This is a genomic window from Xanthomonas sp. NCPPB 3005, from assembly GCF_041228095.2.
GTDB lineage: Bacteria > Pseudomonadota > Gammaproteobacteria > Xanthomonadales > Xanthomonadaceae > Xanthomonas_A > Xanthomonas_A bonasiae.
The window spans coordinates 4,344,807-4,371,216 of sequence record NZ_CP166096.2 but is presented as its reverse complement, the minus strand read 5'-3'; the positions used below and the strand labels follow the sequence as shown (position 1 = coordinate 4,371,216).

The following is a 26,410-nucleotide window of genomic DNA, read 5'->3' as shown; positions in this document are numbered from 1 at the left end:
CTTACGGCTTGGTGGCGGCCGGTGCCGGGGTCGCCGCCGGCGCGGTGGCGTCGGCAGCGGGCGCGGCGGAGCTCTCGGCACCGCCGACGCGCAGGTTCACATAGGCTTCGCCGCGCATTTCCTGCAGGAAGCGGTTGTACTCTTCCTCCAGCTTGCGGCGGCCGATGGTCTCGCGGACCTGGGCACGCTGGGTGTCGCTGGTCACGTCGGTCTGGCGCGTGGCGACGCGCTGCACGATGTGCCAGCCGGCCTCGGTGCGGAACGGCTGCGAGATCTGGTTGTCGCTCAGGCCTTCGATCTGGTGGCCGAAGTCCGGGCCGAACGCGTCGGCCGGGAACCAGCCCAGGTCGCCGCCCTGACCGCGGCTGTTGGCGTCGTCGGAGGATTCCTTGGCCACGGCCTGGAAGTCGGCGCCGCCGGCGATGCGCGCGCGCAGGGTCTCGATCTTGGCCTTGGCGGCGGCATCCGGCTGCGCCTCGTTGACGCGGATCAGGATGTGGCGGGCGTGGTACTCGGTGACCGTCTTCTTTTCCGGGTTGGCCGAGGCATCGCGGATCTCGACCAGCTTCAGCAGCTGGAAGCCGCTGGGTCCGCGCAGCGGGCCGGCGACCTGGCCCGGCTTCATGTCGCGGATCAGCTGCGCAAAGGCGTTCGGGATCTCGTCCAGGCTGCGCCAGCCGAGGTCGCCGCCTTCCAGCGCGTTGGGGCTGTCCGAATAGCGCACCGCAGCCGCGCTGAAATCGATCTCGCCCTTGTCGATCAGGGTCTTGACCCCGTCGATCTTGCTCTGCCCGGTCTTGATCTGGTCGGCGGTGGCGCCTTCCGGCAGGCCGACCAGGATGTGCGCCAGGTGGTACTGGGCACCGGTGGTGGCCTGCTGCGCCAGCGCCGCATCGACTTCGCTCTCGCTGACGTTGATGCGGCTCTGCGCGAAGCTCTGGCGCAGGCGCTGCACGGTGATCTCATCGCGCACCGAATTGCGGAAGTCGTCGAACGCCATGCCGTCGGCGGCGAGCTTCTTGCGCAGGCCGTCGACGTCGGTGCCGTTCTGCTGGGCGATGCTGCCGATGGCGCGGTTCAGTTCGTCGTCGCCGACGCGGATCCCGGTGCTGTTGGCGCGCGCCACCTGCAGCTTGACCAGCACCAGGCGCTCGAGCACCTGGCGTTGCAGCACGTTGTCCGGCGGCAGCTGCGCTTCGCGGCCGGAATACTGCGCCTTCACGTTGCGAACGGCACGATCCAGTTCGCTCTGCAGTACGACATCCTCGTCGACGACCGCAGCGATGCGGTCCAGTGGTTGGGTTTGTTGCGCGGCCGCCGGAGCGGACACGCCGGCGATCGCCAGCAAGGTGACGAGGAAAGCAGAGAGGGTATTGGTCATGGAATCAGGTTCGGATCGTAAGCGTCCGGATCGGTCGTGGTGTTGCTGGGCGGGACCAAGTACAGGTCGTCGCGGTTGTAGCCGAGAATAGCACGGCGCAGAACGCGGTCCGTGTCCTGGCCAAGCGAGGAGAGTCCCTTCAGCACGAACTCGACCTGGAACGCGGTGTCCAGATCGCCTTCGCGGTTGCGCACGTAGCGCCGCGCCAATGCGCGCACGGCGAGGCAGCAGCTGTCCCACTGCACGCCGGCGATGATTTCCAGCGGCTTGCTGTCTTCCAGCGAATAGTAGTGGCGCCCGACCAGGCTCCAGGTCGGGTTGATCGGGTACAGCACCGACACGTCGGTCTGCTCCAGCAGGTCGCGGCGGAAGCGGTAGCTGACGTTGATGATGCCGTCGCCCGGCAGCAGATAGCGGGTGCGGAAGCTGGCCAGGTCCTTGCGCCGGTACTTGGGGTCCCACTGGTAGGTGGCGCCCATCGTCCAGCGGTCGTTGATCATGTAGTTGGCGTCGGCGATCCACGCCGACTTGCCCTGCTCGATGGTGGTGTTGCTGCCGGGAAGGCTGACCCTGGAATCGTTGAAGTACAGGATCTGGCCGAGGCTGACCGACAGCTTTTCCTTGCCGTCGTCCTGGCGCAGCAGGCGCGAGCTCAGCGCCAACGTCATCTGGTTGGCGTCGTTCTGACGATCGGCGCCGGTGTAGCGCGAGTCGCGGAACAGCTGGCCCCAGCTGAAGGTGAATTCGCGCGTGTCGAAGATCGGCAGGTCGTCCTGGTTGCGGTACGGCGTGTACAGATAGAACAGCCGCGGCTCCAGGGTCTGCAGGTAGCTGGTGTCGCCGAACTTGGCGTCGCGGTCGAAATACAGGCCGGCATCGACGGTGGTGATCGGCAGGCTGCGCGAGGGCGAGGTGTCGCCGCCCAGCGTGGCCGCCAGATCCTTGTCCAGCTGGTAGGCGGTGTAGCGCCAGGCCACGGTCGGCTTCAGGAACCAGGCCGCGCCGGCCAGCGGCATCGAGATGTAGGGCTTGAGATCCAGGCGGCTGCCGCCGGGCATTTCCGTGGTCACCCCGGTCCGCTCGTACAGCGCGTCCTTGGCATGCACGTCGTCGTGCACGAAGCGCACCGCTTCGCTGTAGATGCCGGCTTCGAAGTAGTTGCCGAACGCCTGGTCCCAGTTGAAGAAGGCGCGCGGCTGGCGGTTGTACGGCAGCGCGGACTCGGTCAGGGTGTAGTCGGTCAGCTGCCAGCGGTCGGCCATCAACCCGGCGGTCCAGGTCTCGCCGGTGCCGTAGATGCCGACCGTGCTCTGCAGATTGGACACCGCGTTGCCGAGCAGGCGGTTGGAGAAGTCTTCCGTATAGCGCTCGTCGCTGACCCAGGCCACCGAGGCGCGGGCCTGCCAGTGCGAATCGATGTTGTGGTAACCCTGGTATTCGAACTTGCCGCGGTCCTTGTCGCGCAACTGGTCGTCGGGCATGTAGGTCGCCTCGATCTCGCCCTTGCCGCCGTCGTACAGGTAGCGGAACTCGCTGCCGAGCATGAAGCCGCGCGAACTCATGTAGCGCGGATACAGCGTGGCATCGTAGTTCGGCGCCAGATTGAGGTAATACGGCTGCATGTAATCGAAGCCGTTGCGGCTGGACATGCCGATCGCCGGGAACAGGAAGCCGCTGGTGCGACGGTCGTCGATCGGGAACTTGAACCACGGCGCGTACAGGATCGGCACGTTGTAGATCTTCAGGATCGCGTTGCGCGCGGTGCCGAAGCCCTCGTCGTTGTCGACGTCGATCTCCGGCGCATGCAGCTCCCACACCTGCTGCGAGGGATCGCAGGTGGTGTAGGTGGAGCGGTGCATCTGTCCCAGCGCGCCCTGCAGGTCGACCGAGTCGGCCTTGCCGTTGCCGCGGCGCTCGATCAGCTGGTAGCGGATGTTGGTGATCTTGTGGGTGTCGGTGTCCTGGTTGCCTTCGGCGCGGTCGGCGACCATGCGGATCGACGAATCCTGGTAGCGCACGTGGCCCTCGGCAATGTAGTTGCCGGTCTCGGTATCCACGCGCAGGCTGTCGGTGCCCATGAACTGGTCGCCGCGCTTGAGCGCGACGTTGCCGGTGTAGTTGGGAACGGTGGTGGTGCCGGACAGCTTGTCGCCGACGATATCGGTCGGCTGCTGATCGCGGATCGCGGCCAGTTTCGGGTCGACCTTGGGCGCGTCGTCGAACTTGGGCAGCACGTCCGGGGTCGGGCACAGGCCCCAATTGGGCGGCTTCTCGGCCGCCATCGCCGGCAGGCAGAGAGCGATACTGAACGGAAGGGGTAGCAGGCGGAGGGCTCGGCGCACGCGCGTCAGGTATCGGGCTAAAACGACCGCTAGCTTGCCCCATCCCATGCATGGGGGCAATGAAGACGTCCCCCGGCCGGGGGACGGGGTTCATCCGCCCGGGCCTGCCTCAGCGCAGCGCGTCGACGTGGGCGACGCTGCATTCGCGCAGCGCCTGCAGGTCGTAGCCGCCTTCCAGCAGCGACACCACGCGGCCGCGCGCATGCCGTTCGGCCAGCGCGCGCAGCTCCGCGGTAAGCCAGCCGAAGTCCTCGGTCTCCAGCATCAGGTCGGCCAGCGGGTCGCGCATATGCGCGTCGAAGCCGGCCGAGATCAGCAGCAGCTGCGGCTTGAACGCGTCCAGCAGCGGCAGCATCTGGTCGGCCCAGGTGTTGCGGAAACGGAAGCCGCCGCTGCCCGGCGGCAGCAGCGCGTTGTGCAGGTTGCCGACGCCGCGGTCGTGGACCCCGCCCGAGTTGGGGAACAGCCCGGACTGGTGGGTGCTGAAGTACTGCACGTGCGGATCGCGCTCGAAGATCGCCTGGGTGCCGTTGCCGTGATGCACATCGAAGTCGACGATGGCGATCCGTTCCAGGCCGTGCGTGTCGCGCGCGTGGGCGGCGGCCACGGCGATGTTGTTGAACAGGCAGAAGCCCATCGCGGTGGCGGCGGTGGCGTGATGGCCGGGCGGGCGCACCGCGCAAAAGGCGGTGTCGGTCTCGCCGCGCATCACCGCGTCCACCGCAGCCAGGCCGGCGCCGGCGGCGCGCAGCGCGGCGGCGCGCGAGCCGGGCGAGATCACCGTGTCCACGTCGAGCATGCGCTTGCCGTCGATGTCGGCCAGCACGCTGTCGATCAGCTCGCGCTCGTGGACCCGGGCCAGGTCGCCGAGCTTGGCCAGCGGCGCCTCGCGCCATTGCAGGTCGGGAAAGGCCTCACGCAGCGCCGCGGTGACGGCCTGCAGGCGTTCCGGCCGCTCCGGGTGCTCCGGGCCGGGGTCATGGCCCAGGCACGCGGGATGGGTATAGATCAGCATGCCTGCCGCCCGGTCCGCGCGCCGCCGCTGCCGCTCAGGCCTGGCGGCGGTCGTGGCGCCACAGCACTTCGCCCTGGCCATCGGCCCGGGCCAGTACCCGCGCCAGCACGAACAGCAGGTCGGACAGGCGGTTGAGGTAGCGCACCGCCTCCGGCCGCACCGCGTCCTGGCGCGACAGCGCCACGGTCTCGCGCTCGGCGCGGCGCACGATGGTGCGCGCCAGGTGGCAGCGCGCCGCGGCCTCGCCGCCGGCCGGCAGGATGAAGTCCTTCAGCGCGGGCAGGGTGTCGTTGTAGCGGTCCAGGTGCTGCTCGAGGGCGTCGATGTCGGCGTCGTGGATCGCCGCATGGCCGGGAATGCACAGCTCGCCGCCCAGGTCGAACAGCTGGTGCTGGATCGCGGTCAGCAGGCTGCGGACGTCGTCGGCCAGCGCACAGGCCAGGACCACGCCGATCGCCGAATTGGCCTCGTCGACGGTGCCGTAGGCGGCCACCCGCGCCGAATCCTTGCCGACCCGGTTGCCGTCGCCCAGGCCAGTGCTGCCGTCGTCGCCGGTGCGGGTATAGATCTTGGAGAGACGATTGCCCATCGGCGGCGATCCGGCCCCGGCTCAGTGGCCGGCGGGCTGGCCGCGCTGGCCCAGCCGCGCCAGCTGCTCGACGCCGACCTGGACCGCCGCGGCCAGCGCGGTGTACAGCGCCGCACTGCCCAGGTACGGCAGCAGCCAGTCGCTGTAGTTCTGCCACCAGCCGGAAACGGTCGGGTTCGGCACGCTGCGGCTGACCCAGTAGAAGCTGCCCTGCGCGATCAGGTGGCACACCGCCACCGCCACCACCAGGCTGGCGGCGGTCAGGCCCAGCGCGCGCCAGTCGGCGCCGCGGTAGCGTCGCGCCAGCCAGCTGCCGCCGGCCCACAGCGCGAAGTAGGCCGGGATGAGGCACCAGTATGCCGGCGACACGCAGTAGTGCTGCCAGAAGCTCAGGCCCTGGCCACGGATCACCAGGTAGTCGATCAGCACCGCCAGTGCCATCAGCCCCGGGAACGCCCAGCGGGTCCAGCCGCGCAGGTAGAAGCCGCCGACGAAGAACACCGCCCAGGAGGCGTCCGGAATCGCGCCGAAATGGTTGATGCGGGTCGCGGCCAGCAGCGCTGCCAGCAGGAGCAGGGCGGGAAGGCGGTGGCTGGAAGGGGTCATGGCGGATCACGGCGGGCGGCGGATGGGGCCGATTCTACTGGAAGCGCCGCGCGGCGGTGGCGCGCCATCGGGGCGCCGGGCCGGAGCGGCTGGCCTGCGGCATGGCGGGCACCGCGGACAAGCGCGGCAGGGGCGGCGGAGCGTGTGCCAGAACGTTGCCGGCAAGCGCACATCCTGGCAATGGCCTGCCACGCCCGGGCACTAGATTCGCAAGGCGCGGTGTCGCCGCTGGGTGCGTCGGTACGCCGGCGCCGTGGGATTCATGTCGATTCGTATCCAAGACGAGACGGTCCGGTCGTTCGCTGGCGGGAGGGCTTTGCCGCCCGCCAGCGACAGTGGATCGACGGGGGAGGGGGCATGCGGTATCGAGCCAAAGGCCAGGTCTGGCCCAGGGCCGGCGGGTGCGCTGGCGGATTCAGCCTGATCGAGTTGATGGTGACGATCGCCGTACTGGCGATCTTGCTGGCGATGGCGGTTCCCGCCTTCGCCGCGCTGATCAACGGTAATCGCCTGGTGGCGCAGGCCAACGAACTGGTGGCATCGCTGCAGCTGGCGCGCTCGGAAGCCGTGCGTCGCAACGCCAAGGTGGTGCTTTGCCGCAGCAGCGACGGCAGCAGCTGTGCCGGCGCTGGTGTCGCCTGGTCCGGGTGGATCGTGCGCGTCTCCAGCAGCGGCGAGCTGCTGCGGGCGAACCTGGTCAATCCCTCGGTGCAGGTGCACGCGAGCCCTGCGGTCAACGACAACGGCGCCGCGGTCGTGTTCTATCCCGATGGCCTGGCGCGCGACGCCAGCAACGGCCTGCTGGCGGCCAGCATCGCGGTGTGCATGGCGGTCAGCCGTCCCGAGAACAACCAGCGCCGGATCGGCATCGCGGCAGGCAGCCGGGTGGCGATCAGCAGCGAGAATACCGAGGCGGCCTGTGCCGCGCCGGCCGATGAGTGAGCGTTTGCCGCCACGCACGCCGGGGCCGCGCCGCCAGGCGGGCGAGTTGCTGCTGGAAGTGCTGATCGCGGTGTTGATCCTGGGGATCGGCCTGCTCGGCATCGCCGCGATGCAGGCCACCGCGCTGCGCAACAACCACAGCGCGATGCAGCGCAGCCAGGCGGTGGTGCTGGTCACGACCCTGCTGGACGCGATGCGGGTGAACCGCAGCGTGTCCCTGACCGGAGGCTATGCGCTCAGCCGCACCTGCACGGTGCCCGCCGCCGGCACGCTGGCCGCCACCGACCTGAACGGGTGGATGCAGTCGCTGCACAGCATGGTCGGCGCCAGCGCCTGCGGCACGGTCAGCTGCAGCAGCGGCCTGTGCACGGTCACCGTGGACTGGGACGACAGCCGCGCCAGCGATGCGTCGGCCAGCGGCGTCGGCAGCGGCGCGGCGCGCTACACCGTCAGCATGAGTACCCAGCTGTGAGCGCCCGGGCGTGTTCGCGGCAGGGCGCGGCGGGATTCGGCCTGATCGAGTTGATGGTCGGGATGATGCTCGGCCTGATGGTGACGATCGCGGCGATCGGGATCTTCCTCAGCAACCAGCAGACCTACCGCAGCACCGAAGGCCTGAGCCGCATCCAGGAAAGCGCACGTACGGCCTTCGACCTGATGTCGCGCGACCTGCGCGTGGCCGGCGGCAGCGCCTGTACCAGTCGGGCCTTGACCAACACATTGAGCAGCAGCGCGTGGTGGGGCAGCCTGAGCCGCTGGGGCGACGCGCTGAAGGGCTATTCCTCCAGCACCGAGTTTTCCGATGCCACGCCTGCGTTCGGCAGCGGCAAGGGCGCGCGCGTGGCCGGCACTGCGGCGCTGCAGATGTTCTCCGGCAGCGACTACGTCGCCTCCGTCGCCGCCGACAGCGGCACCGTCTTCACCTTGAACGGCAGCCTGCACGATTTCGTCAGCGGCGACGTGCTGCTGGTGTGCGACGGCAACACCAGCAGCGTGTTCGCCGCCTCCAGCGTCGCCACGACCAGCCTCTCCCATCCAGGCACCATCAGCTATGCCGCCAATGCCGCGGTGGCGCGCTTCAATGCGCTGCGCTGGTATGTCGCCTACAACGGCAACGGCAGCACCTCGCTGTACCGCAGCCGCCTGTATGCCGGAGCGCTGAAGCAGGAAGAGGTGGCGCAGGGCGTGTCGGCGATGGCGCTGAGCTACCTGGTCAGCGGTACGAGCGGCTATGTCGATGCGGCGGCGGTCAGCGACTGGTCGAGCGTGGTCGCGGTGCGCATCGCGTTGACCGTGGACAGCCCGGACAAGGTGGGCAGCGACGGCAAGGTGCTGCAGCGATCGCTGGTGCACGTGGTCGGCCTGAGGAATCGCGACGGATGAACATGCCGAAAACCCCGGTCCCGGGCGCCGCGCCGCAACGCGGCATTTCGCTGCTGGTGGCGCTGATCCTGCTGTTGATCATGTCGCTGCTCGCGGTGGCGGTGCTGCGCAGCACCGCGCTGGAGGAACGGATGAGCGCGAATCTGCTCGATCGCACCCGCCAGTTCCAGTCGGCCGAGTCGGCGCTGCGCATCGCCGAGACCGCGATCTCCGCCGGCATCAGCGTGCCCAGCAGCGGGTGCAACGGCGGCGTGTGCGCCACGCCGCTCGCGGGCGCGACCGATCGCTGGCTGGACAGCGGCTTCGGCGGCTGGGCGACGGCGAGCAAGACCGGCAACAACGATGCGGCCATCACCACCAGCTACATCGTCGAGTACATGGGCGACGGCGCCTACGGGCCGAACTGCACCACCTCCAAATCCACCGCGTCCACCGATGCCAACTGCGACATGCGGCGCTACCGGATCACTGCGCGCAGCGCCGGCAACGACCGCGCCGCGGTGATCCTGCAAACCAACTACCTGGTGGCCAAATGAGCGCAATGGCGCGCGTGCGCTGCATCCGCATCGGTCTGACGCTGTCGTGCCTGCCTGTGGTGGTCTCGATGCCTGCCGCGGCGGCGACCAGCGGCCTGGAGCTTCCCGACAATCCGCTCATCACCGACACCACGGTGGCGCCCAACATCCTGTTCATCCTCGACGATTCGGGGTCCATGGACTACACCTACATGCCGGACAGCGTGCCGGCGACCAGCACCTTGTCCGACGTCGCATCGAAGACCTATGCGCGCAATACCATCTACTACAACCCGGCCACCAGCTATGCGCCATGGGTGGACTCGACCGGCACGGAAATGACCGGCGGCACCAGCTACGACAGCGTGTACAGCAGCCTGGAATCCGCCTCCGGCAGTACCACCAGCCTGTATGCGAGCGTACAGACCTTCTACGTCCCCAAGAACACGGCCAGCACCGATACGGCGGTGTATCTGGCCAACGGCGCCAATTACTACCGCTACCAGATCCTGACGAGCGGGGCGATCTACCGCAGCGAGTACACCACCTACAGCGCCGCCAACACGCCTGCCGGCGCCTCCTCGATGGGCTGCGCCACCTCCACGTCGGGCAGCGGCTGGCGCAACTGCGTCAGGACCACGCCGACCGGGCGCAGCGAGGCCGCCGAGCGCAGCAACTTCGCGATCTGGTACTCGTATTTCCGTACCCGCAACAAGGTCGCCAAGGCCTCGGCCGGGCGTGCGTTCAGCGAATTGGGCTCGAACGTGCGGGTCGGATTCCGCACCATCTGGGCGCGGCAACTGCATACGCTGTCCAGCAACTACATCACCAATGCGTATCCGATTCCGGTCAACAACAACGATGGGCTGTTCGTCGACCCGAACGGGACCACCGGCGCCAACAACAACCGCACGCTGTGGTACGACCGCCTGTACAGCGCCAATGCCAGCGACAGCACGCCGTTGCGCGGCGCGCTGGCCTCGGCGGGAACCTACTTCAGCAGCACCACGTCCGCCGGCCCGTACGGCCCGGAGTCGGACACCAACCAATACGCGTGCCGGCAGAACTTCGCGATCCTCACCACCGACGGCTACTGGAACGAATCCGGCTACACCCCGGCCGCCGGCGAGCAGGACAACGCCAGCGGGTCGACGATCAGCGGACCCAGCGGCAATACCTATACCTACACCCCGGCGCGTCCCTACAGCAGCGCCTATGCGGACACGCTGGCCGACGTGGCGATGCGCTACTGGAAGAACGACCTGCGCAGCGACCTGTCCAACATCGTGCCGACCAACAGCGACGACCCGGCGTTCTGGCAGCACATGGTCACGTTCGGCATCTCCATCGGTGCGGCGGGCACGCTGGATCCGTCCACCGACCTGGCGGCGATCACCGCCGGCACCCTGTCCTGGCCGAAGCCGGTCAACAACACCATCGTCAACATCGACGACCTGTGGCATGCCACGGTCAACGGCCACGGCTCGTTCGTGGTCGCCAGCGATCCGGACAGTTTCGTCACCGCCTTGCAGTCGGCGCTGGCCGCGATCACCGAGCGCACCGGCTCCGGATCCAACATCAGCGCCACCTCCACCAGCCTCAGCAGCAGCACCCAGCTGTTCTCGGCGCTGTACGTCTCCGGCACCTGGAGCGGACAGTTGCTCGCCTGCGCGGCCACGGTCAGCACCTGCAACGCGAGCAGTGCGTCCTGGCTGGCGACGGCGGGCATGCCGGCCGCCACCGCGCGCACCATCGTCACCTACGAGAACGCGGCCGGCGCCAGCTTTCCCACCACCACCCAGCAGACCGCGCTCGGCGGTGCCGATATCGCCAGCTACCTGCGCGGCGACCAGAGCAACGAGAAGCAGAACGGCGGCACGCTGCGCAACCGCAGCACGGTGCTCGGCGACATCGTCGATTCCACGCCGGCCTACGTCGGCGACACCGGCACCGTGTACGTGGGCGCCAACGACGGCATGCTGCACGCCTTCGATGCCGGCACCGGCGCCGAGCTGTTCGCCTACGTGCCCGGGGCGCTGGCCATGCGCGATCTGGCCACGCTCGCCGATCCCGATTACACGCACCAGTTCTTCGTCGACGGTCCGGTGGTGGTATCCACGTGGACCCAGACCAGCAGCAGGAACATCCTGGTCGGCGCCCTGGGGCGCGGCGGCAAAGGCCTGTACGCACTGGATGTCAGCAGCCCGACCGCGTTCTCGGCCAGCTCCGTGCTGTGGGAGAAAACGGAAACCTCCGCCGGCAACATGGGCCAGGTGCTCGGCCAGCCGTTCATCGCCAAGCTCAACAACGGCGTGACCGCGCTGGTGACCGGCAACGGCATCAACAGCGGCAATGGCCATGCCGTGCTGTTGGTCTACAACCTGAGCACCGGTGCACTGATCCGGGAGCTGGACACGGGCAGCGGCGGGGCCACCACCGCCACCAGCAACGGCCTGTTCGCCCCGACCGGTTGGGATGCGGACGGCAGCGGCACGGTGGACTACGTGTATGCGGGGGATCTGCAAGGACATGTCTGGAAGTTCGACCTGTCCGCCAGCGCCGCCGCGTCCTGGTCGGTCGGTAACGGCGCGGCGGCGCTGTTCAGCGCGACCAGCAGCGCCGGCGTGGCGCAGCCGATCACCGGCGGCGTGCTGGTCGCCGAAGATCCCGGCACGTCGGACACCTGGGTGTTCTTCGGCACCGGCCGCTACCTGGTCAAGAGCGACCTCCAGGACACCTCGGTGCAGACCATGTACGGCATCGTCGACGCCGGCGCCACGGTGGCGCGCAGCGGCCTGACCGCGCGCAGAATCGCGGTCAGCAGCACCAGTTCCGGCTACAGCGTGCGTGGCTTCCAGAGCTATGCCGCGCTGCCGACCGGATCGCAGGGCTGGTCGCTCGACTTGCTGACCGATGCCAGCGACCCGCAGGGAGAGCGCGTCGTCGGCACCCCGGTGATCTCCGGCACGACCCTGGTGTTCAGCAGCATCATTCCCAGCAGCAGCGCCTGCCAGTCCAATGGCACCAGCTACGTCAACGCGATCAGCGCATTCACCGGGACCAGCACCAAGACCGGGTATTTCGACCTGGACGGCAACGGCAGCACCAGCAACGACACGCTCACCACCAGTGCCGGCGCCAGCGTCGCGGTCGGTTCGGTGGCGATCAGCAGCGGCATGGCCAGCGTGGCGGCGCTGCTCAACGGCAAGCTGGTGGTCAGCGACTCCAGCGGTACCAGCACCAGCCTCGCCACGTCGGCGATCAGCCCGAGCCGCGTGTCCTGGCGCGAGGTCATCAAGGAGAAATGAGCATGCAGCGCCAGCGGCACCCCCAGCGGCGGCGGATCGCCGGTTTCACCCTGATCGAACTGATGATCGTGGTCGCGGTGATCGGGATACTGGCGGCGATCGCCTATGCCAGTTACACCGCTTCGATTGTCACGTCGCGGCGGCGCACGGCGGCGGCCTGCCTGCAGGAGCGTGCCCAGTTCATGGAGCGCTACTACACCACCAATATGACCTATGCCGACGCGCCGGATCCGGCGCAGTGCGAAGCGGTCTCCAATTTCTACAGCGTCGCCTTCAGCGGCACGCCCAGCGCCACCGCGTTCAAGATCGTCGCCACCCCGCTCGCCGGCCAGGCCGTCGCCGATACCGCCTGCGCCGCGCTGGGCATCGACCAGACCGGGACGCGCAGCGCGACCGGCAGCGCCGGTGCCGGCAGTTGCTGGTAGCGCAACGGCGGCGTGTTCGTGGTCTGACGGCGGCGGTCGTATCATGGCCGGATGAGCAAACGACATGACGTAGTGATCGTCGGCGGCGGCCTGGTCGGCGCCAGCCTGGCCATCGCGCTGGACCGCCTGGGCGTGGACGTGGGGCTGATCGAGGCCGCGCCGCCGGGCGCGCTGCCGCCGGTGTTCGACCAGCGCAACCTCAGCTTCGCCGCGGCCACGGTCAACGCGCTGGGGGCGCTCGGGGTGATGCAGCGGCTGCGCACGCCGACCGGCCCGATCCGGCGCATCCACGTCAGCCGCGAAGGCGATTTCGGCCGGGTGCGGCTGGACGCGGCCGACTATGGGCGCGAGGCGTTCGGGCAGGTGGTGGTGGCGCGCGACTTCGGCGAGGCGCTGGAGGCGCGATTGGCCGAGGCGACCCATGTCAGCCGTTACCGGCCGGCGCAGTTCCTGGCGCTGGAGGCTGGCGAGGATGCGGCGCTGCGCTCCGTGCGCATCGCCCAGGACGGCGCCACCCAGGTGCTGCAGGCGCGCCTGCTGGTCGGCGCCGACGGCAGCGCCAGCGCGGTGCGCGGCGCGCTGGGCATCGAGGCTGCCCGTCACGATTTCGGCCAGACCCTGTTCGTGGCGCGGGTGCGCGGCAGCCGCCAGCCCGATGGCACCGCCTACGAGCGGTTCCGCGACGACGGCCCGACCGCGCTGCTGCCGCGCGGCGACCGCCACTACGGCGCGATCCATGCGGTCGCCGCCGAGCAGGCCGACGCGGTGGCCGCGCTCGACGAGGCCGCCTGGCTGCAGCGCCTGCAGGAGGCGTTGGGCTGGCGCGTCGGCCGCCTGCTGGGCAGTGGCGAGCGCAGCGCCTACCCGATCGTGCAGGTGCTGGCCGGGCGCCTGACCGATGCGCGCGCGGTGCTGCTCGGCAACGCCGCGCAGACCCTGCACCCGCTGGGTGCGCAGGGCTTCAACCTGGGCCTGCGCGACGCGCTGACCCTGGCCGAACTGATCGAGCGCGACCGCGCCGATCCGGGCGCGCCGGCGCTGCTGCAGCACTACGCGCAGCGCCGCGAACAGGACCGCCAGCGCACCGTGACCTTCTCCGGCGGGCTGGCGCGGCTGACCGCCAACCCTGCGCCGCTGCTGCGCCCGCTGCGCAGCCTGGGCCTGCTGGCGGCCGCGCAGGCCGCGCCGCTGCAGTCGTTCCTGGTCGGCGGCGCGATGGGCTTCCGCGGCGAAGTGCCGCAGCTGTGCCGGGAGGCGACGGCATGAGCCGGCGCGGCGTGCTGGACGTGGTGGTGGTCGGCGGCGGCGTGGTCGGCGCCGCCTGCGCATTGGCGCTGGCCGCCGAAGGCCTGGCGGTGGCCCTGGTGGAGGGCCGCGAGCCGCCGCGCTGGTCGCCGGCCGAGCCGGACCTGCGCGTGTACGCGTTCGCCCCGGACAACGCCGCGCTGCTGCAGGCGCTGGGCGTGTGGCCGCAGGTGCTGGCGCGGCGCGCACAGGCCTACCGGCGCATGCGCGTGTGGGATGCCGGTGGCGGCGGCGAGCTGGACTTCGATGCCGATGCGCTGGGCCGCGATCAGTTGGGCTGGATCGTCGAGCATGCGTTGCTGGTCGAACAACTGTGGGCGGCGCTGCCGGCGGCCGGAGTGCAACTGCACTGTCCGGCGCGGGTCGAGGCGGTGGAACTGGCGGAGGAGCGCGTGCGCCTGCGCCTGGACGACGGCAGCCGGCTCGACGCGCGCCTGGCGATCGCCGCCGACGGCGCCGATTCCACGCTGCGCGGCCTGGCCGGACTGGACGCGCCGGCGCACGACTACGGCCAGCGCGGCGTGGTCGCCTTCGTGCACACCGAAGTGGCGCACCAGGACACCGCCTGGCAGCGCTTCCTGCCCGGCGGCCCGCTGGCGTTCCTGCCGTTCGCCGACGGCCGCAGTTCGATCGTGTGGACGCTGCCCGAGGCCGAGGCGGCGCGGGTGCTGGCGCTGGACGCCGCCGCGTTCGGCGCCGAGCTGACCCAGGCCTTCGGCGCGCGGCTGGGCGCGGTGCGCGCCCTGTCGCCGCGGCTCGGTTTCCCGCTGCGCCGGCAACTGGTAGAGGACTACCACCGCGGCCGCCTGCTGGTGCTGGGCGATGCCGCGCACGTGGTGCATCCGCTGGCCGGGCAGGGCGTCAACCTCGGCCTGCGCGACGTCGCCGCGCTGGCCGCGCAGGTGCGCCAGGCGCAGGCGCGGCGGGTCGACTGGTCGGCGCCGCACCGGCTGGCGCGCTGGGCGCGCGGCCGCCGCAGCGACAACACCGTGGCCGCCTACGGCTTCGATGCGATCAACCGGGTGTTTTCCAACGACGAGATGCATCTGACCCTGCTGCGCGGCCCGCTGCTGGGCCTGGCCGGCAAGCTGCCGCTGCTGATGCACGGGTTCTGGAAGCGCGCTTCGGGGGTGTAGCGCGGCGCACCGGGCGCTGCGCGCTAGCGCCAGTGCCGTGCGATTGGCGCACCTGGAGCGACGCGCGCCAGGCACGGCCTGGTCGGTGTCGCATGCGCGGTGTGGCGTCCCGCCGGCGCTGCTGCGCCGGCGGTTGCAACGGTCACTGGATCCAGCCCTTCAGGTCTTGCTTGCTGAGGCGGCCGCGGTGATGCGCGTCCACCGCGTCGAACTCCGCCGCCAGGGTCGGGTCGGCCTTGGCCTCGGCGCGGCTGATATAGCCGTCGTGGTTCTTGTCGAGGGCGGAAAAGTCGATGCGGTACTGGCCGACGATCGAGTTCGGTTCGACCGACGTGACCTGCACGGTCTGGCCCTTGTCCTGCAGGGTGACGCTATTGCCGCCGGACTGGGCCAGTGCCAGCGTCGGGATGCTCAGTAGGCCGAGCGCGAGGGGAAAGAGTGGAGCAACGACAGATTTCATGGCACGACTCCTGTGGTGGGAAAGGAGCCATGAACATAGGCCTGGCGAAATTAAGCGGATTTGAAAAAAGCGCCTCGCCACGCATGTCCACCGAAGGCGTTTAGCGCCGGTTTCCACTCGCCGCCGCCGCGGTCGCCGCTTACGACGGCGGCAGCAACCAACCGGCCAGCTGCTCGCGGCTCAGGCGCCCGCGCCGTTGCGGATCCAGCGAATCGAATTCGTCGGCCAGCGCCGGGTTGGCCTGCGCTTCGCTGCGGCTGATGTAGCCGTCGTGGTCGCTGTCCAGCGCGTCGAAGTCGATGCGGTAGTTGCCGGCGACGGTGTCGGGCTGGACCGTGCGCACGGTGACCGGCGCCTGGCCATGCGGGACCTCGAGCCGCACCTGGTGGGTCACCTCGCCGCTGCTCAGTGGCTGCGCCTGCACGATGCTCGCCGGCACGTCGCGCAACGGCTCGGTGACGACGCTCGAGGTCGGGTTGAGGTTCTGCGCGGCGGCCGGGACAATGGCGGCGGCCAGCAGAAAGGCGGCGAGGGACGAACGGCAGTGCATGGACACAACGGACTCCGATGGTTCGAATGATGGGACGGCGCGGGCAGGCTCAGCCAGGGATGAACGGGAACGCCAGTTTCAGCAATCCCTTCAGCCCGCCCTCGGCGGTGCTGGCGATGGCCTTGGCGCCGAGGCTGTTGAGCGCGCGGCGCACGTCCTCCCAGCGTAGCTTGCCCACGTCCTTCTTCAACAGGTCCGCCACTTCCTCGGCGGTCGGGGTGAGCTTTTCCAGCTCGCGCACCACCTTCTCCGGTTCCGGTTGCAGGTAGCCCCAGCGCTCGGCGATCTTCAGCAAGGTGTCGAAGCGCACCGCGACCACGTCGCGGTTACGCTCGTACACCGGCATCGCACCCACATCGACGATGGCCTGCTCGAAGCGCTGCTGGTCGTCCGGATGCTCGATGCGGATCGCCAGGAAGCCTTCCTTCTTGCTGCGTTCGCTGACGTGCTTGGCCCCGGCGCGCAGATTGTCTTCGGTGAGCACCGTCGCCACGATGCGCTCCAGGGCTGCGTCGCCGTCTTCGGGCACCAGCGCGCGCCAGCGCGCATAGCCGTCGCGGCGCAGGCCCTTCACCTTGGCCGGGGTCACCCGCAGGCGCAGCGCCACCGCGTTGTTGGAGTCGCTGCGCGAGATCGCGCCGTCGCGTTCCAGCAGCACGAAGATCAGCAACTCCAGGTCGCGCTTGGTCAGCGACTGGAACCCCTGCAACAGGGTCAGGCGCAGGAATTCGTCGGCGAAGCCGGCCGGGTCTTTCAGTTCGATCGGCTGCATGTGCGCGGCTCTCCAGTCAGTGCAGGCAGGATGCCCGACGCCGATTGCGCGGACTGAGACCGCGATGCGATGCGCATCCCAGCGCCATTGTATGGACTAACGCCCGTATTCGCGCCCGCGGCGATCGCTGCGGAAGGTCTCGATCGCGCCGCGGTCCTGCAGGGTCACGTACACGTCGCGTCCGTCCTTGCCGCCGAAAGCCACGTTGGTGGGCTTGGCGCCCTTGGTGGCGATCTCGTGCAGGATCCTGCCGGCGGGATCGAGCACCAGCACCTTGCCGGCGTCGTAGCGGGCCAGGTACAGATTGCCGTCGGCGTCGCAGCGCATGCCGTCCAGGCCGAAATCGGGGAACGTCAGCAGCAGGAGCTTGTTCGACAGCGTGCCGTCGCCGGCGCGGTCGTAGACCCATAGCTTGCGCTGCACGCTCTCGTTGACGTACAGGCGCTTGCCGTCGGGGCTGACCTCGATGCCGTTGGTGGTGCCCATGCCGGTCTCGATCAGGTGCGCGCTGCGGTCGCGGTCGATGCGCCACAGCTGGCCGCCGTTGCCTTTCCAGTCCGGATCGCTGGCGTACAGGGTGCCGTCCGGGGCGATGGCGATGTCGTTGGGCTGGAACGCGCCGGGCAGCGTGGCATAGACCTCGATGCGCTTGCTGGTCAGTGCGATGCGCAGGATGCGGTGCTGGGCGTAGTCGGCCACGTACATGCGCCCCGCACGGTCGAAACGGATGCCGTTGCCGATGCTGCCCGCGGGCAGGTCCACGAACAACGCCGCCTGCGCGCGGCCATCGGCGGCGACGCTGACCCGGCCGATACTGCCCTCGTGGCCGAAGTTGACCGCGTACAGCGCGCCGTCCGGGCCGCTCGCCGGGCCTTCGATGCCGTGGGTGAACACGCCGTCGCCGATCAGGTCGCGGGCGCGGAACAGGTCGGCGTTCGCTGCGGAGGCCGCGGTGCAGGCGAGCAGCAGCGCAACGCCGGCAGCGGCGGGAAACGGCAGGCGAATGGACATGGACAGACCCGAAGCGGTGCAGGGCCGGGCAGTGTGCCAGAGGTGCCGGCGGCGCCGGGATGGCGCTCACAACGCCGGGCGCTGGATGCGTTAAGGTTCGGGCGGTCCGTGTCCGGCCGCCAGGGAGATCCGCATGTCGCTGTCCTCGCCGAATCGTCGCCGTGTGCTGCTCGCCGGGTTGTCCGCCGCGGGCGCAGGCCTGTTGGGATCGCCGTTGTTGGCGGCCCCGCGCGGCAAGCCGAAGAAACCGCTGGGGGTGGCGTTGGTGGGGCTGGGCAGCTATGCCACCGAGCGCCTGGCGCCTGGCCTGGCGCTGACCAGGCACTGCCGGCTGGCCGGCATCGTCACCGGCTCGCCGCACAAGATTCCGCAGTGGCAATCGCGCTACCGCATTCCCGATCGCAACGTCTACAGCTACGACGACCTGGAGCGCATCGCCGACAACCCGGACATCGACGTGGTCTATGTGGTCACGCCGACCTCTCTGCACGCGCCGCTGAGCCTGCGTGCGGCCGCCGCAGGCAAGCACGTGTGGTGCGAGAAGCCGATGGCGATGCATGCCGACGAGGCGCAGTCGATGATCGCCGCCTGCGCGCGCAACAAGGTGCGGCTGAGCATCGGCTACCGCATGCAGCACGAGCCGAACACGCGGCGGATCATCGCGCTGGCCGGCGAGCGCCCGTTCGGCGCGCTGCGCACGGTGCGCGCCGAGGCCGGCTACAACGGCTACGGCGACACCGATCCGGCGCAGCGGCCGTGGCGGCTGCGCGCGCAGTTCGGCGGCGGCGCGATGTACGACATGGGCGTGTATTCGCTCAATGCGGCGCGCTACACGGTCGGCGCCGAACCGCTGGCGGTCAGCGCGCACCGTTCCACCGACCGGCCGGCGCTGTTCGACGAGGTCGACGAACACATGCAGTTCAAGCTGGAATTCCCGCACGAAGTGCTCGCCGACTGCGCCACCAGCTTCGGCCGCAGCATGAACCGGCTGCGCGCCGAGTGCGAGCGCGGCTGGTACGAACTGGCGCCGTTCCAGAGCTACGACGGCATCCGCGGCAGCGCCAGCGACGGCCGCGTGTTCGACGCGAAGGTGCGCCACCAGCAGGCGCTGCAGATGGACGAGGACGCGCTGGCGATCCTCGACGGCACGCCGCTGCGCGCACCGGGCGAGGAAGGCCTGCGCGACATGCGCGTGATCGACGCGATCCAGCGTTCGGCGCGCGAGGGTGGCAAGCGGATCGTGCTGTAGCGGTGCGGTGGTTGCGGGGCCACGGCCGCGCGACGTTGGGTACGCTTGCTTCGATTTCCTGCAGGAGCGGCTTCAGCCGCGACCGGGCGTTGCCGGCGAGATCCTGTCGCGGCTGAAGCCGCTCCTACAGGAGACGCTGTTGGCGGGCGCAGTGGGCGCCCGCAACGTCAGGCCGGCATCGCCAGCACGGTGATCTCTTCGCGGTCGTGGTAGAGCTGCTTGGCGCGGATCTGCAGCGGGCGCTCGGCGCGTTCGGCGAACAGGTCCAGGCACAGCTGGGTCTCGTCCCAGCGCTTCTTCATCGGCAGCTTGAGGTTGAAGATCGCGTGCCGGCACCAGCCTTCGCGGAACCAGGTGCCCATGCGTTCGGCGACGCGGCGCGGCTGTTCGACCATGTCGCAGACCATCCAGTCCAGCGCCTGCGGCGGCTTCCAGTGGAAGCCGTCGGCGCGCAGGTGATCGACCAGGCCGCTGTCGAGCACGTGCTGGCGCAGCGGGCCGTTGTCGACGCTGGTCACGTGCAGGTGCTGGCGGGTCAGCACCCAGGTCCAGCCGCCAGGCGCGGCGCCCAGGTCGGCGGCGCGCATGCCGGGCTTGAGCAGCGCTTCGCGCTCCTCCGGCGCCAGCAGCGCCAGCAGTGCTTCTTCCAGTTTCAGCGCCGAGCGCGAGGGCGCCTCCGACAGCAGCTTCAGGCGCGGAATGCCCAGCGGCCACGGCGCGCTGTCGTCGCTGTCGGCGACGGCCAGCAAGGCGTGGGTGCCGGCGAGGAAGCACACGTGCAGGCGCGGCAGCTTCGGCTGCGGCTTGTCGCTGAGCAGGCCGGCCTTGCGCAGCGCCGGACGCAGCGCATTGCCGAAGCTGCGCGCCAGCCCGGACAGCTGCTTGCCTTCGTCCGAATCCGGGTGCTCCACCCACAGGTCGCCGAAGCGGCTGTGCCCGGCCAGCGCCTGCAGCATCGGTGCGATCCGGTCGGCCGGATCCAGCTCGCGCAGTTCGGCCAGCAGGCGCAGTTTCTGCCGCGCGAAGATCAGCCCGCGCCACGGCAACGCGCGCGGCGGCAAGGCGGTCTCGCAGACCAGCAGCGCGTAGCCGCTGTTGCGTTCGGTGCGCGCGTAGGCCGGCAGGTCGGCGCGCGCGGCGCGATCGTTCAGTTCGGCCGCCAGTTCGGGCTCGAAGCCTTGCCGGCAGTAGCACAGCAGGCCGTTCAGGGAGGACATGGAGGAAGCCTTCGCCGGGCGGCGGTCAGTAGCGGGGGCTGTCGAGCTCGCCGTAGCGGCGCAACACCGCGCAGGCGGCGTCGCGATGCAGGCCGCGCACCACCTCGATGCCGCGGCGCTCCAGTTCGCCGATCCAGTCCGCTGGCAGCGGGCCTTCGTCGAACGGGGTCAGCGCCATCACGTCCTCGGCGCTGGCGCCGATCAGCAGGCGGTCGATGCCGGCCCAGATGGTGGCGCCGTAGCACTGGCAGCACGGCTGCGCCGAGGTCGCCAGGGTCACCGGCGACAGCGCCGCGTTCAGCCGCGGCGTCTGCAGGCGCTGCTGCGCGAGCATGTAGGCCATGTTCTCGGCGTGCGCCAGCGACGTGGTCTGCGGCACCACCCGGTTCACGCCGACCGAGATGATGCGGTGGTCCGGGCCGAACACCGCCGCGCCGAACGGACCGCCGCTGCCGGCATCCACGTTCAGCCGCGACAGTTCCACCGCCAGCGCCACCTTGTCGGCATCGCCGGGATAGACCGCCTGCGGATCGACCGCCTCGTGGATCCAGGCGGGCAGGGTGAGGTGGACTTGCGCGTAGAGCATCAGCGGACGGGTTCGGCAGGCTGGGGGTCGCGCAGTGTATCGGCTTGCGCGCCCTTGGCGCTGCATTGCCCGGCCACGCACTGGCAGCCGCTGATCGCGCGCGAGCCGCACACGCTCATGCGGCCGCTGGCCTGGCATTGCGCCATCACGCCCTGCGGATCGGTGGGGCTGTCGCGGTTGACGCAGGCCGGCATCGCGCCGCAGCAGTTGCCGACGTCCTTGACCGCGCAGTCGGCGTCGCTGCGGCAACTGGTGTCCACCTTCACCGGCAAACCGGGCGCGGCGGGCTTGGCGCCTTCGCTGCGCGCGCAGCCGCTGAAGACGAGGGTGCCGGCGAACAGGCACAGGCAGCACAGCAACAGCGCAAGACGAGTGGACATGGCGACCTTCCGTGCGAGAGACCGCTGCCATCCTAACGCGCATGGCCGCGGCGCCGGCAACTCAGCGGTGGCCGACGGCGATCGTATCGGCGGTTTCCTGCTTGACCTGGAGCGCGGTGCCGTCGATGGCCTGGTGGATCGCCTGGCGGATGCTGATCCGGCCCTTCACCGCATTGACCTGCACCGGCGACAGCGACTGGTCGTCATAGACGATGCCGCAACCGGTGGCATGCGCCAGCTGCTGTGCGGTTTCGTCGAAGCGTGCGGCCGGCATGTCGTAATCGTGGTCGGGCACGGCGTCGCACTTGCCTTGCGCCGCTGGAGGCGCAGATACCGGCGCGGGTGCGGGCGTCGCGGCGGCTTGCGAGGGAGCGGAAGACGGTGCCATGTCGCACCCGGCGAGCAGGGCGAGCAACGCAAGGCTGATGCAGGAGGTGCGCAACGCAGCGGACATGGCGGGATTTCCTGGTGCTGGGGACGACGCGTGAAGTCTAGGCGGCGTGCCTTAACCCAAGGTTGCATCCGGCTTGCGCACCGGCGCAGGCGCGTGCAGCCAGGCGCACCCCAGCACGCCCACCAGCAGGCAGGCGATCGCCAGGGTCTCCAGCGGGGTGGGCCAGCGCGCCTCCCACAGGAAACCGTAGAGCAGCGCGAAGACGGTTTCGAACACGATCATCTGCCCGACCAGGGTCAGCGGCAGCAGCCGGCTGGCGTGATTCCAGCAGGCATTGCCGATCACCGAGGCGAACACGCCCAGCACGATCGCCACGCCCCAGAACCGCGCCCAGTCCGCCGCCGCATGGCCGTGGCCGAACGCGAACGCGGGGATCGCCAGGGTCAGCGCCAATGCGCCGGTGACCACGCCGGTCAGCATCGACCAGTCGCGCCCGGAGATCTCGGGCCGGCGCGCGAGCCAGCCGGCGTTCTTGACCGAATACGCCGCCCAGCACGCCAGCGCGCCGACCGCGCACGCCAGCCCGGCCGCGCGCGTGCCCACGCTGGTCTGCGCCGGGTGCGCGGCGTCGAGCGTCTGTGCCGCGACCAGCGCCACGCCGAGCACGCACAGCGCGCATGGCGCGGCCAGCCGGCGCAACCGCATCGCGCCGGCCGCGCGCGAACCGAGCACGGTGACCACCGCCGGCAGCAGGCCGATGATCAGGGCCGTGGCCGCGCCGCCGGCCCATTGCACCGCGCTGCCCAGCAACACGTAGTAGAAGATGTTGCCGAGCAGGCTCAGCCGCAGCAGCGCCCACCATTCCGGCGCCCCGAGCGCCGCGGTGGCGGCGCGCCAGCGCGGCGCGAGCAGCAGCGCGGCGACCGCGCCGTAGGCCAGGTAGCGCGACACCGACAGCTGCAGCGGCGAGAACCCGGCCAGCAATTGCGGCGCCAGGAACACCAGTCCCCACAACGCGCCGGCCGCCACGCCGCTGCCCACTCCCGCCCACAAACGCTTGCGCATGCCGTGTCCTGTTGCTTCGTTGCGTAGTGCGCCAGCATGGCCTGCGCGTGCCGCCCCGGCTTGTCCCAGGCTACTGGTCCGGCGCCACGGTGGCCGCCCGATGGCGTCGGCGATAGGCGGCAGGCGTGTGTCCGGTCTGGCGCCGCAGCGCGCGGGTCAGCGCGCTCTGGTCGGCATAGCCGCTGTCCAGCGCCAGTTGCGCGATCGGGCGCTCGCCATACGCCAGTTGCCGCCGCACCCAGTCCAGCCGCCGTGCCGACAGCCATGCCTGCGGCGTGCGCCCCAGCGCTTCGCGGAACAGCGCATGCAGGCGGCTCACGCTCAGGTGCGCGGCCTGCGCCATGCGTTCCACCGGCCACGGCTGGCCCGGGGCGTCCTCGATGCGCAGGCACAGTTCCTGCAGCCGCACCCATGCGCGGCGCTGCGTGCGCAGCTGGCGCAGCGCCAGCGCTGCGCAGGCCGCAGCGCCGGTGCCGGGCTGCACGGGGTCGAGCGAGGCCAACAGGCGTTGCAGTTGCGGCGGCAGGTCGAGGAAGGGCGCGCGCTGCAGGCGTTCGAGTGCGTGGTCGTCGAACGCGGCCGCATCGCAGTCCAGCACTAGGAAGCGGTTGTCGCCTTGTGCCGACTGCGCGTGCGAGGTGTGCGGTGCGACGACGGCCGCGCGGAACGCATCCAGGCGGCTGCCGCGTCCGCCCACCTCGATTTCCAGTTCGCCCTGCAGCGGCAACACGATCTGCACGTGTGCGTGCTGGTGGGCATGGCCGTCGCGGCCGTAGCTGCGCAGGCTCAGGGTGGGGGCGGGCGACATGGACGCTACGCTAACGCGCCGGCAATGCCGTTGGAAAGCGCGACGCTGGCGACCGTGGCGCCGGGGCGGCCATGGCGGCACGGCATGCGCTCAGGCAGCGCAGCGCATGCCGGAAACCGCGCCGGTGGCGCGGCGCGATCGGGTCAGGCTGCGCCCTGGCCACCGGTCCAGGTGTCGCGCAGGGTCACGCTGCGGTTGAACACCGGCGTGGCCGCACTGTGGTCGTAGCGATCGGCGACGAAGTAGCCGCTGCGCTCGAACTGGAACGCCTGCTCCGGCGCGGCCTGCGCGGCGGCCGGCTCCACGTAGCCACGCACGCTGCGCTTGGAGGCCGGGTTGAGGTGGTCGCGGTAGGTCTTGCCGTCGGATTCGTTGTCGGGCTTCTCCACCGAGAACAGGCGGTCGTACAGGCGGATTTCAGCCTCCAGCGCATGCGCCGCGCTGACCCAGTGGATGGTGCCCTTGACCTTGCGGTTGGCGCCTTCCATGCCGGGACGCGACTCCGGATCCAGCCAGCCGCGCAGCTCGACGATCTCGCCGGCATCGTTCTTGATCACCTCGTCGACGCGGGCGATGCCGGCACCGCGCAGGCGCACTTCGCCGCCCGGCACCAGCCGCTTCCAGCCCTTGGGCGGGACTTCGGCGAAATCCTCGCGCTCGATCCACAGTTCGCGCGAGAACGGCACCTCGCGCGTGCCGAAGGATTCGTCCTTGGGATGGTTGGAGAAGCTCAGCGTCTCGCTGTGGCCTTCCGGCAGATTGCCCAGCACCAGCTTGAGCGGGTCGATCACCGCCATGCGCCGCGGCGCGGCGGCATCCAGGTCCTCGCGCAGGCAGCCTTCCAGCACCGAGAAGTCGATCACCGAGTTCTGCTTGCTGATGCCGACCCGGTCCACCAGCAGGCGCAGCGCCGCCGGCGTGTAGCCGCGCCGGCGCAGGCCCTGCAGGGTGTACATGCGCGGGTCGTCCCAGCCGTCGACCAACTGCTCGGCCACCAGTTGGGTCAGCTTGCGCTTGCTCATCACCGTGTAGTTGATGTTCAGGCGCGAGAACTCGATCTGCCGCGGCTTGGCGGCCTCGCGCGGCAGGCCCTTGTCCAGCAGCGGCTGCAGCAGCTCGGGATGGCCGGCCAGGTCGACCTTGTCCACGCACCAGTCGTACAGCGGGCGGTGGTCCTCGAATTCCAGCGTGCACAGCGAGTGGGTGATGCCTTCCACCGCGTCGCCCAGCGAGTGCGCGAAGTCGTACATCGGGTAGATCGGCCAGGCGTTGCCGGTGTTCTGGTGCTCGACGTGCTTGATCCGGTACAGCGCCGGGTCGCGCAGGTTGATGTTGCCGCTGGCCATGTCGATCTTCGCGCGCAGGGTGCGCGCGCCGTCGGGGAACTCGCCGGCGCGCATGCGCCGGAACAGGTCCAGGTTCTCCTCGACGCTGCGCTCGCGGTAGGGCGAGTTGCGGCCAGGTTCGGTGAGCGTGCCGCGGTATTCGCGCACCTGCTCGGCGGAGAGATCGCAGACGAAGGCGTGGCCATCGCGGATCAGCTTCTCGGCAGCCAGGTAGTACACCTCGAAGTAGTCCGAGGCGTGGCGCAGCTCGGCCCAGTCGAAGCCCAGCCAGCGCACGTCGTCCTGGATCGCGGCGACGAACTCGGGGTCTTCCTTGGCCGGATTGGTGTCGTCGAAGCGCAGGTTGCAGCGCCCGGCGAACTCGGCGGCGATGCCGAAATCCAGGCAGATCGCCTTGGCGTGGCCGATGTGCAGGTAGCCGTTGGGCTCGGGCGGGAAGCGGGTGCGGATGGCCGCGTGCTTGCCGCTGGCCAGGTCCTCGCGGACGATCTGGCGGATGAAGTCTTTCTTCTCGGCCGGGGCGGTGGCGTCGGTGGCGGGGGTCTCGGACATGCGCGCTTCAGCAGAAAGTAAAGCGCAAGTTTAGCCGAGCTGGCCGCTGGCCGCCCCGCCGCGTACGCTGCGGGTCCGCCCATCCCCGAGATCGCGCCATGCCGCTGCCCCGTCTGGTCATCGGCGACAAGAACCTGTCCTCGTGGTCGCTGCGGCCGTGGCTGCTGCTGCGGCACTTCGCGGTGCCGTTCGAGGAAGTGCCGCTGCCGCTGGACACGCCCGAGTTCGCCGCGCGCATCGGCGCCTACTCGCCGACTGGGCGGGTGCCGGCGCTGTGGGACGGCGAGTTGCAGATCTGGGATTCGCTCGCGATCTGCGAGTACGCCAACGAGCGCTGGCTGGGCGGCCGCGGCTGGCCTGCGGCGCTGGAGGTGCGCGCGCAGGCGCGGGCAGCGGCCTGCGAGATGCATTCCGGGTTCCTGGCGCTGCGCCGGCAGCTGCCGATGCAGGCCTGCCGCCAGCCCGACGGCGAGCACTGGGACGCCGAGGCGCGGGCCGACATCGCGCGCATCGTGCAGCTGTGGGCGACGCTGCGCGAGACCCAGGGCGGCGGCGGGGCGTTCCTGTGCGGCGACTTCGGCATCGTCGATGCGATGTTCGCGCCGGTGGCGGTGCGTTTCGCCGGCTACGGGGTGGCGGTGCCGGCGCAGGCCGCGCAGTACATGGCGGCGCTGGAGGCCTTGCCGGCGATGCGCGAATGGCGCGCTGGCGCGGCCGCCGAAGTCGCCGTGCGCGGCTGAGGGCAGGCCATGCAGATCGCCTATCGTGCCCAGCACCTGATCGATGCGCACCTGGCCAAGCACGCGCTGGAGGATGCCGGCATCACCGCGTTCGTGTTCGGCGAGGCGCTGCTCGGCGGCGCCGGCGAACTGCCGTTCGGCGTGGTGCAGGTCTGCGTGGCCGACGAACTGCTGGAGAAGGCGCAGGAAGTGCTGACGGCACTGGGCCTGGGCGGCCAGGTCACGCGGGCGATGTAGCTGGGAGGCCGGGATTGGGGATTGGGGATTCGGGATTCGAAAAAGCGGGCGTGCGGCTCTTGCGAATCCCGAATCCCGAATCCCCAATCCCGGCCT

At 70.1% G+C, this 26,410-nt stretch carries 27 protein-coding genes; 11 read left to right on the top strand and 16 right to left on the bottom strand.

Annotated features, from left to right (window positions below; all coding sequences use genetic code 11):
• Position 1 precedes the first annotated feature (1 nt).
• The 5 genes from AB8810_RS18970 to AB8810_RS18950 all read right to left on the bottom strand — a co-directional run bounded on the left by AB8810_RS18970 (position 2) and on the right by AB8810_RS18950 (position 5,933).
• Positions 2-1,381, bottom strand: a complete 1,380-nt coding sequence (locus AB8810_RS18970) for a peptidylprolyl isomerase (RefSeq protein ID WP_179568262.1) — start codon at positions 1,379-1,381, stop codon at positions 2-4.
• Positions 1,378-3,723, bottom strand: coding sequence for an LPS-assembly protein LptD (gene lptD / locus AB8810_RS18965; RefSeq protein WP_369914533.1), 2,346 nt, complete (start codon positions 3,721-3,723; stop codon positions 1,378-1,380). The genes AB8810_RS18970 and lptD overlap by 4 nt, the downstream gene beginning before the upstream one ends.
• A 109-nt stretch (positions 3,724-3,832) precedes the next feature.
• Complete coding sequence (locus AB8810_RS18960) at positions 3,833-4,738, bottom strand: histone deacetylase family protein (RefSeq protein ID WP_179568259.1); 906 nt, start codon at positions 4,736-4,738, stop codon at positions 3,833-3,835.
• Positions 4,739-4,772: 34 nt separating this feature from the next.
• Complete coding sequence (locus AB8810_RS18955; protein WP_369914532.1) at positions 4,773-5,327, bottom strand: cob(I)yrinic acid a,c-diamide adenosyltransferase; 555 nt, start codon at positions 5,325-5,327, stop codon at positions 4,773-4,775.
• A gap of 21 nt (positions 5,328-5,348) precedes the next feature.
• The gene (locus AB8810_RS18950) at positions 5,349-5,933 is read right to left on the bottom strand and encodes a hypothetical protein (RefSeq protein ID WP_206258411.1); all 585 of its coding nucleotides are present in this window, start codon (positions 5,931-5,933) and stop codon (positions 5,349-5,351) included.
• Between the two features lie 432 nt (positions 5,934-6,365).
• Here AB8810_RS18950 and AB8810_RS18945 point away from each other — a divergent pair, with 432 nt between their 5' ends.
• Genes AB8810_RS18945 through AB8810_RS18910 form a run of 8 tightly spaced genes read left to right on the top strand, consistent with a single transcriptional unit; the run spans position 6,366 to position 14,947 of the window.
• Complete coding sequence (locus AB8810_RS18945) at positions 6,366-6,875, top strand: GspH/FimT family pseudopilin (RefSeq protein ID WP_369914531.1); 510 nt, start codon at positions 6,366-6,368, stop codon at positions 6,873-6,875.
• The gene (gene pilV / locus AB8810_RS18940) at positions 6,868-7,347 is read left to right on the top strand and encodes a type IV pilus modification protein PilV (RefSeq protein WP_206230707.1); all 480 of its coding nucleotides are present in this window, start codon (positions 6,868-6,870) and stop codon (positions 7,345-7,347) included. The genes AB8810_RS18945 and pilV overlap by 8 nt, the downstream gene beginning before the upstream one ends.
• Positions 7,344-8,258: a PilW family protein gene (locus tag AB8810_RS18935; protein WP_369914530.1), complete on the top strand. Its 915-nt coding sequence runs from the start codon at positions 7,344-7,346 to the stop codon at positions 8,256-8,258. The genes pilV and AB8810_RS18935 overlap by 4 nt, the downstream gene beginning before the upstream one ends.
• Positions 8,255-8,794, top strand: a complete 540-nt coding sequence (locus AB8810_RS18930) for a PilX N-terminal domain-containing pilus assembly protein (RefSeq protein ID WP_241093165.1) — start codon at positions 8,255-8,257, stop codon at positions 8,792-8,794. The genes AB8810_RS18935 and AB8810_RS18930 overlap by 4 nt, the downstream gene beginning before the upstream one ends.
• The gene (locus tag AB8810_RS18925; protein WP_369914529.1) at positions 8,791-12,081 is read left to right on the top strand and encodes a pilus assembly protein; all 3,291 of its coding nucleotides are present in this window, start codon (positions 8,791-8,793) and stop codon (positions 12,079-12,081) included. Before AB8810_RS18930 ends, AB8810_RS18925 begins: the two co-directional genes overlap by 4 nt.
• A 2-nt stretch (positions 12,082-12,083) precedes the next feature.
• Positions 12,084-12,506, top strand: coding sequence for a type IV pilin protein (locus AB8810_RS18920; RefSeq protein WP_206230706.1), 423 nt, complete (start codon positions 12,084-12,086; stop codon positions 12,504-12,506).
• A 51-nt stretch (positions 12,507-12,557) separates the two neighbouring features.
• The gene (ubiH, locus tag AB8810_RS18915; protein ID WP_369914528.1) at positions 12,558-13,772 is read left to right on the top strand and encodes a 2-octaprenyl-6-methoxyphenyl hydroxylase; all 1,215 of its coding nucleotides are present in this window, start codon (positions 12,558-12,560) and stop codon (positions 13,770-13,772) included.
• Entirely contained in the window at positions 13,769-14,947 is a 1,179-nt protein-coding gene (locus tag AB8810_RS18910) for a UbiH/UbiF family hydroxylase (RefSeq protein WP_369914527.1), read from the top strand. Before ubiH ends, AB8810_RS18910 begins: the two co-directional genes overlap by 4 nt.
• Positions 14,948-15,089: 142 nt before the next feature.
• On the opposite strand, the gene AB8810_RS18905 is transcribed toward AB8810_RS18910, so the two are convergent.
• The 4 genes from AB8810_RS18905 to AB8810_RS18890 all read right to left on the bottom strand — a co-directional run bounded on the left by AB8810_RS18905 (position 15,090) and on the right by AB8810_RS18890 (position 17,740).
• Positions 15,090-15,407 carry a hypothetical protein gene (locus AB8810_RS18905; protein ID WP_179568239.1) on the bottom strand — a complete coding sequence of 106 codons (318 nt, stop codon included), beginning with the start codon at positions 15,405-15,407 and terminating at the stop codon, positions 15,090-15,092.
• Between the two features lie 139 nt (positions 15,408-15,546).
• On the bottom strand, positions 15,547-15,957 hold the full coding sequence (locus AB8810_RS18900) for an EF-hand domain-containing protein (RefSeq protein ID WP_191826829.1): 411 nt from the start codon (positions 15,955-15,957) through the stop codon (positions 15,547-15,549).
• A gap of 49 nt (positions 15,958-16,006) precedes the next feature.
• Positions 16,007-16,729 carry a hypothetical protein gene (locus AB8810_RS18895; protein ID WP_179568235.1) on the bottom strand — a complete coding sequence of 241 codons (723 nt, stop codon included), beginning with the start codon at positions 16,727-16,729 and terminating at the stop codon, positions 16,007-16,009.
• Between the two features lie 96 nt (positions 16,730-16,825).
• Positions 16,826-17,740 (bottom strand): SMP-30/gluconolactonase/LRE family protein, encoded by a 915-nt coding sequence (locus tag AB8810_RS18890; protein ID WP_369914525.1) that lies wholly within the window; start codon positions 17,738-17,740, stop codon positions 16,826-16,828.
• A gap of 133 nt (positions 17,741-17,873) precedes the next feature.
• Here AB8810_RS18890 and AB8810_RS18885 point away from each other — a divergent pair, with 133 nt between their 5' ends.
• Positions 17,874-18,989: a Gfo/Idh/MocA family protein gene (locus AB8810_RS18885; protein WP_369914524.1), complete on the top strand. Its 1,116-nt coding sequence runs from the start codon at positions 17,874-17,876 to the stop codon at positions 18,987-18,989.
• Between the two features lie 167 nt (positions 18,990-19,156).
• Here the strand turns inward: AB8810_RS18885 and rlmM are convergent, their stop codons facing one another.
• The 7 genes from rlmM to AB8810_RS18850 form a co-directional block, all read right to left on the bottom strand.
• Positions 19,157-20,197, bottom strand: a complete 1,041-nt coding sequence (gene rlmM, locus AB8810_RS18880; RefSeq protein WP_179569387.1) for a 23S rRNA (cytidine(2498)-2'-O)-methyltransferase RlmM — start codon at positions 20,195-20,197, stop codon at positions 19,157-19,159.
• Positions 20,198-20,231: 34 nt separating this feature from the next.
• On the bottom strand, positions 20,232-20,792 hold the full coding sequence (locus AB8810_RS18875; RefSeq protein WP_179568229.1) for a nucleoside deaminase: 561 nt from the start codon (positions 20,790-20,792) through the stop codon (positions 20,232-20,234).
• The gene (locus AB8810_RS18870) at positions 20,792-21,172 is read right to left on the bottom strand and encodes a hypothetical protein (protein ID WP_179568227.1); all 381 of its coding nucleotides are present in this window, start codon (positions 21,170-21,172) and stop codon (positions 20,792-20,794) included. The genes AB8810_RS18875 and AB8810_RS18870 overlap by 1 nt, the downstream gene beginning before the upstream one ends.
• A gap of 61 nt (positions 21,173-21,233) precedes the next feature.
• Positions 21,234-21,626 carry an STN domain-containing protein gene (locus tag AB8810_RS18865; protein WP_369914523.1) on the bottom strand — a complete coding sequence of 131 codons (393 nt, stop codon included), beginning with the start codon at positions 21,624-21,626 and terminating at the stop codon, positions 21,234-21,236.
• Between the two features lie 51 nt (positions 21,627-21,677).
• A complete protein-coding gene (locus AB8810_RS18860; protein ID WP_369914522.1) occupies positions 21,678-22,631 on the bottom strand; it encodes a DMT family transporter in 954 nt (317 codons plus the stop codon).
• Positions 22,632-22,701: 70 nt separating this feature from the next.
• Positions 22,702-23,439, bottom strand: coding sequence for an AraC family transcriptional regulator (locus tag AB8810_RS18855; protein WP_369914521.1), 738 nt, complete (start codon positions 23,437-23,439; stop codon positions 22,702-22,704).
• 143 nt (positions 23,440-23,582) lie between these two features.
• Complete coding sequence (locus AB8810_RS18850; RefSeq protein WP_369914520.1) at positions 23,583-25,337, bottom strand: glutamine--tRNA ligase/YqeY domain fusion protein; 1,755 nt, start codon at positions 25,335-25,337, stop codon at positions 23,583-23,585.
• A gap of 98 nt (positions 25,338-25,435) precedes the next feature.
• Between AB8810_RS18850 and AB8810_RS18845 the strand changes: the two genes are divergently transcribed.
• Together AB8810_RS18845 and AB8810_RS18840 are read left to right on the top strand one after the other, a co-directional pair.
• Entirely contained in the window at positions 25,436-26,077 is a 642-nt protein-coding gene (locus AB8810_RS18845) for a glutathione S-transferase family protein (RefSeq protein WP_369914519.1), read from the top strand.
• 9 nt (positions 26,078-26,086) lie between these two features.
• Positions 26,087-26,314: a DUF2007 domain-containing protein gene (locus AB8810_RS18840; RefSeq protein WP_010340670.1), complete on the top strand. Its 228-nt coding sequence runs from the start codon at positions 26,087-26,089 to the stop codon at positions 26,312-26,314.
• The last annotated feature ends 96 nt before the right edge of the window (positions 26,315-26,410 follow it).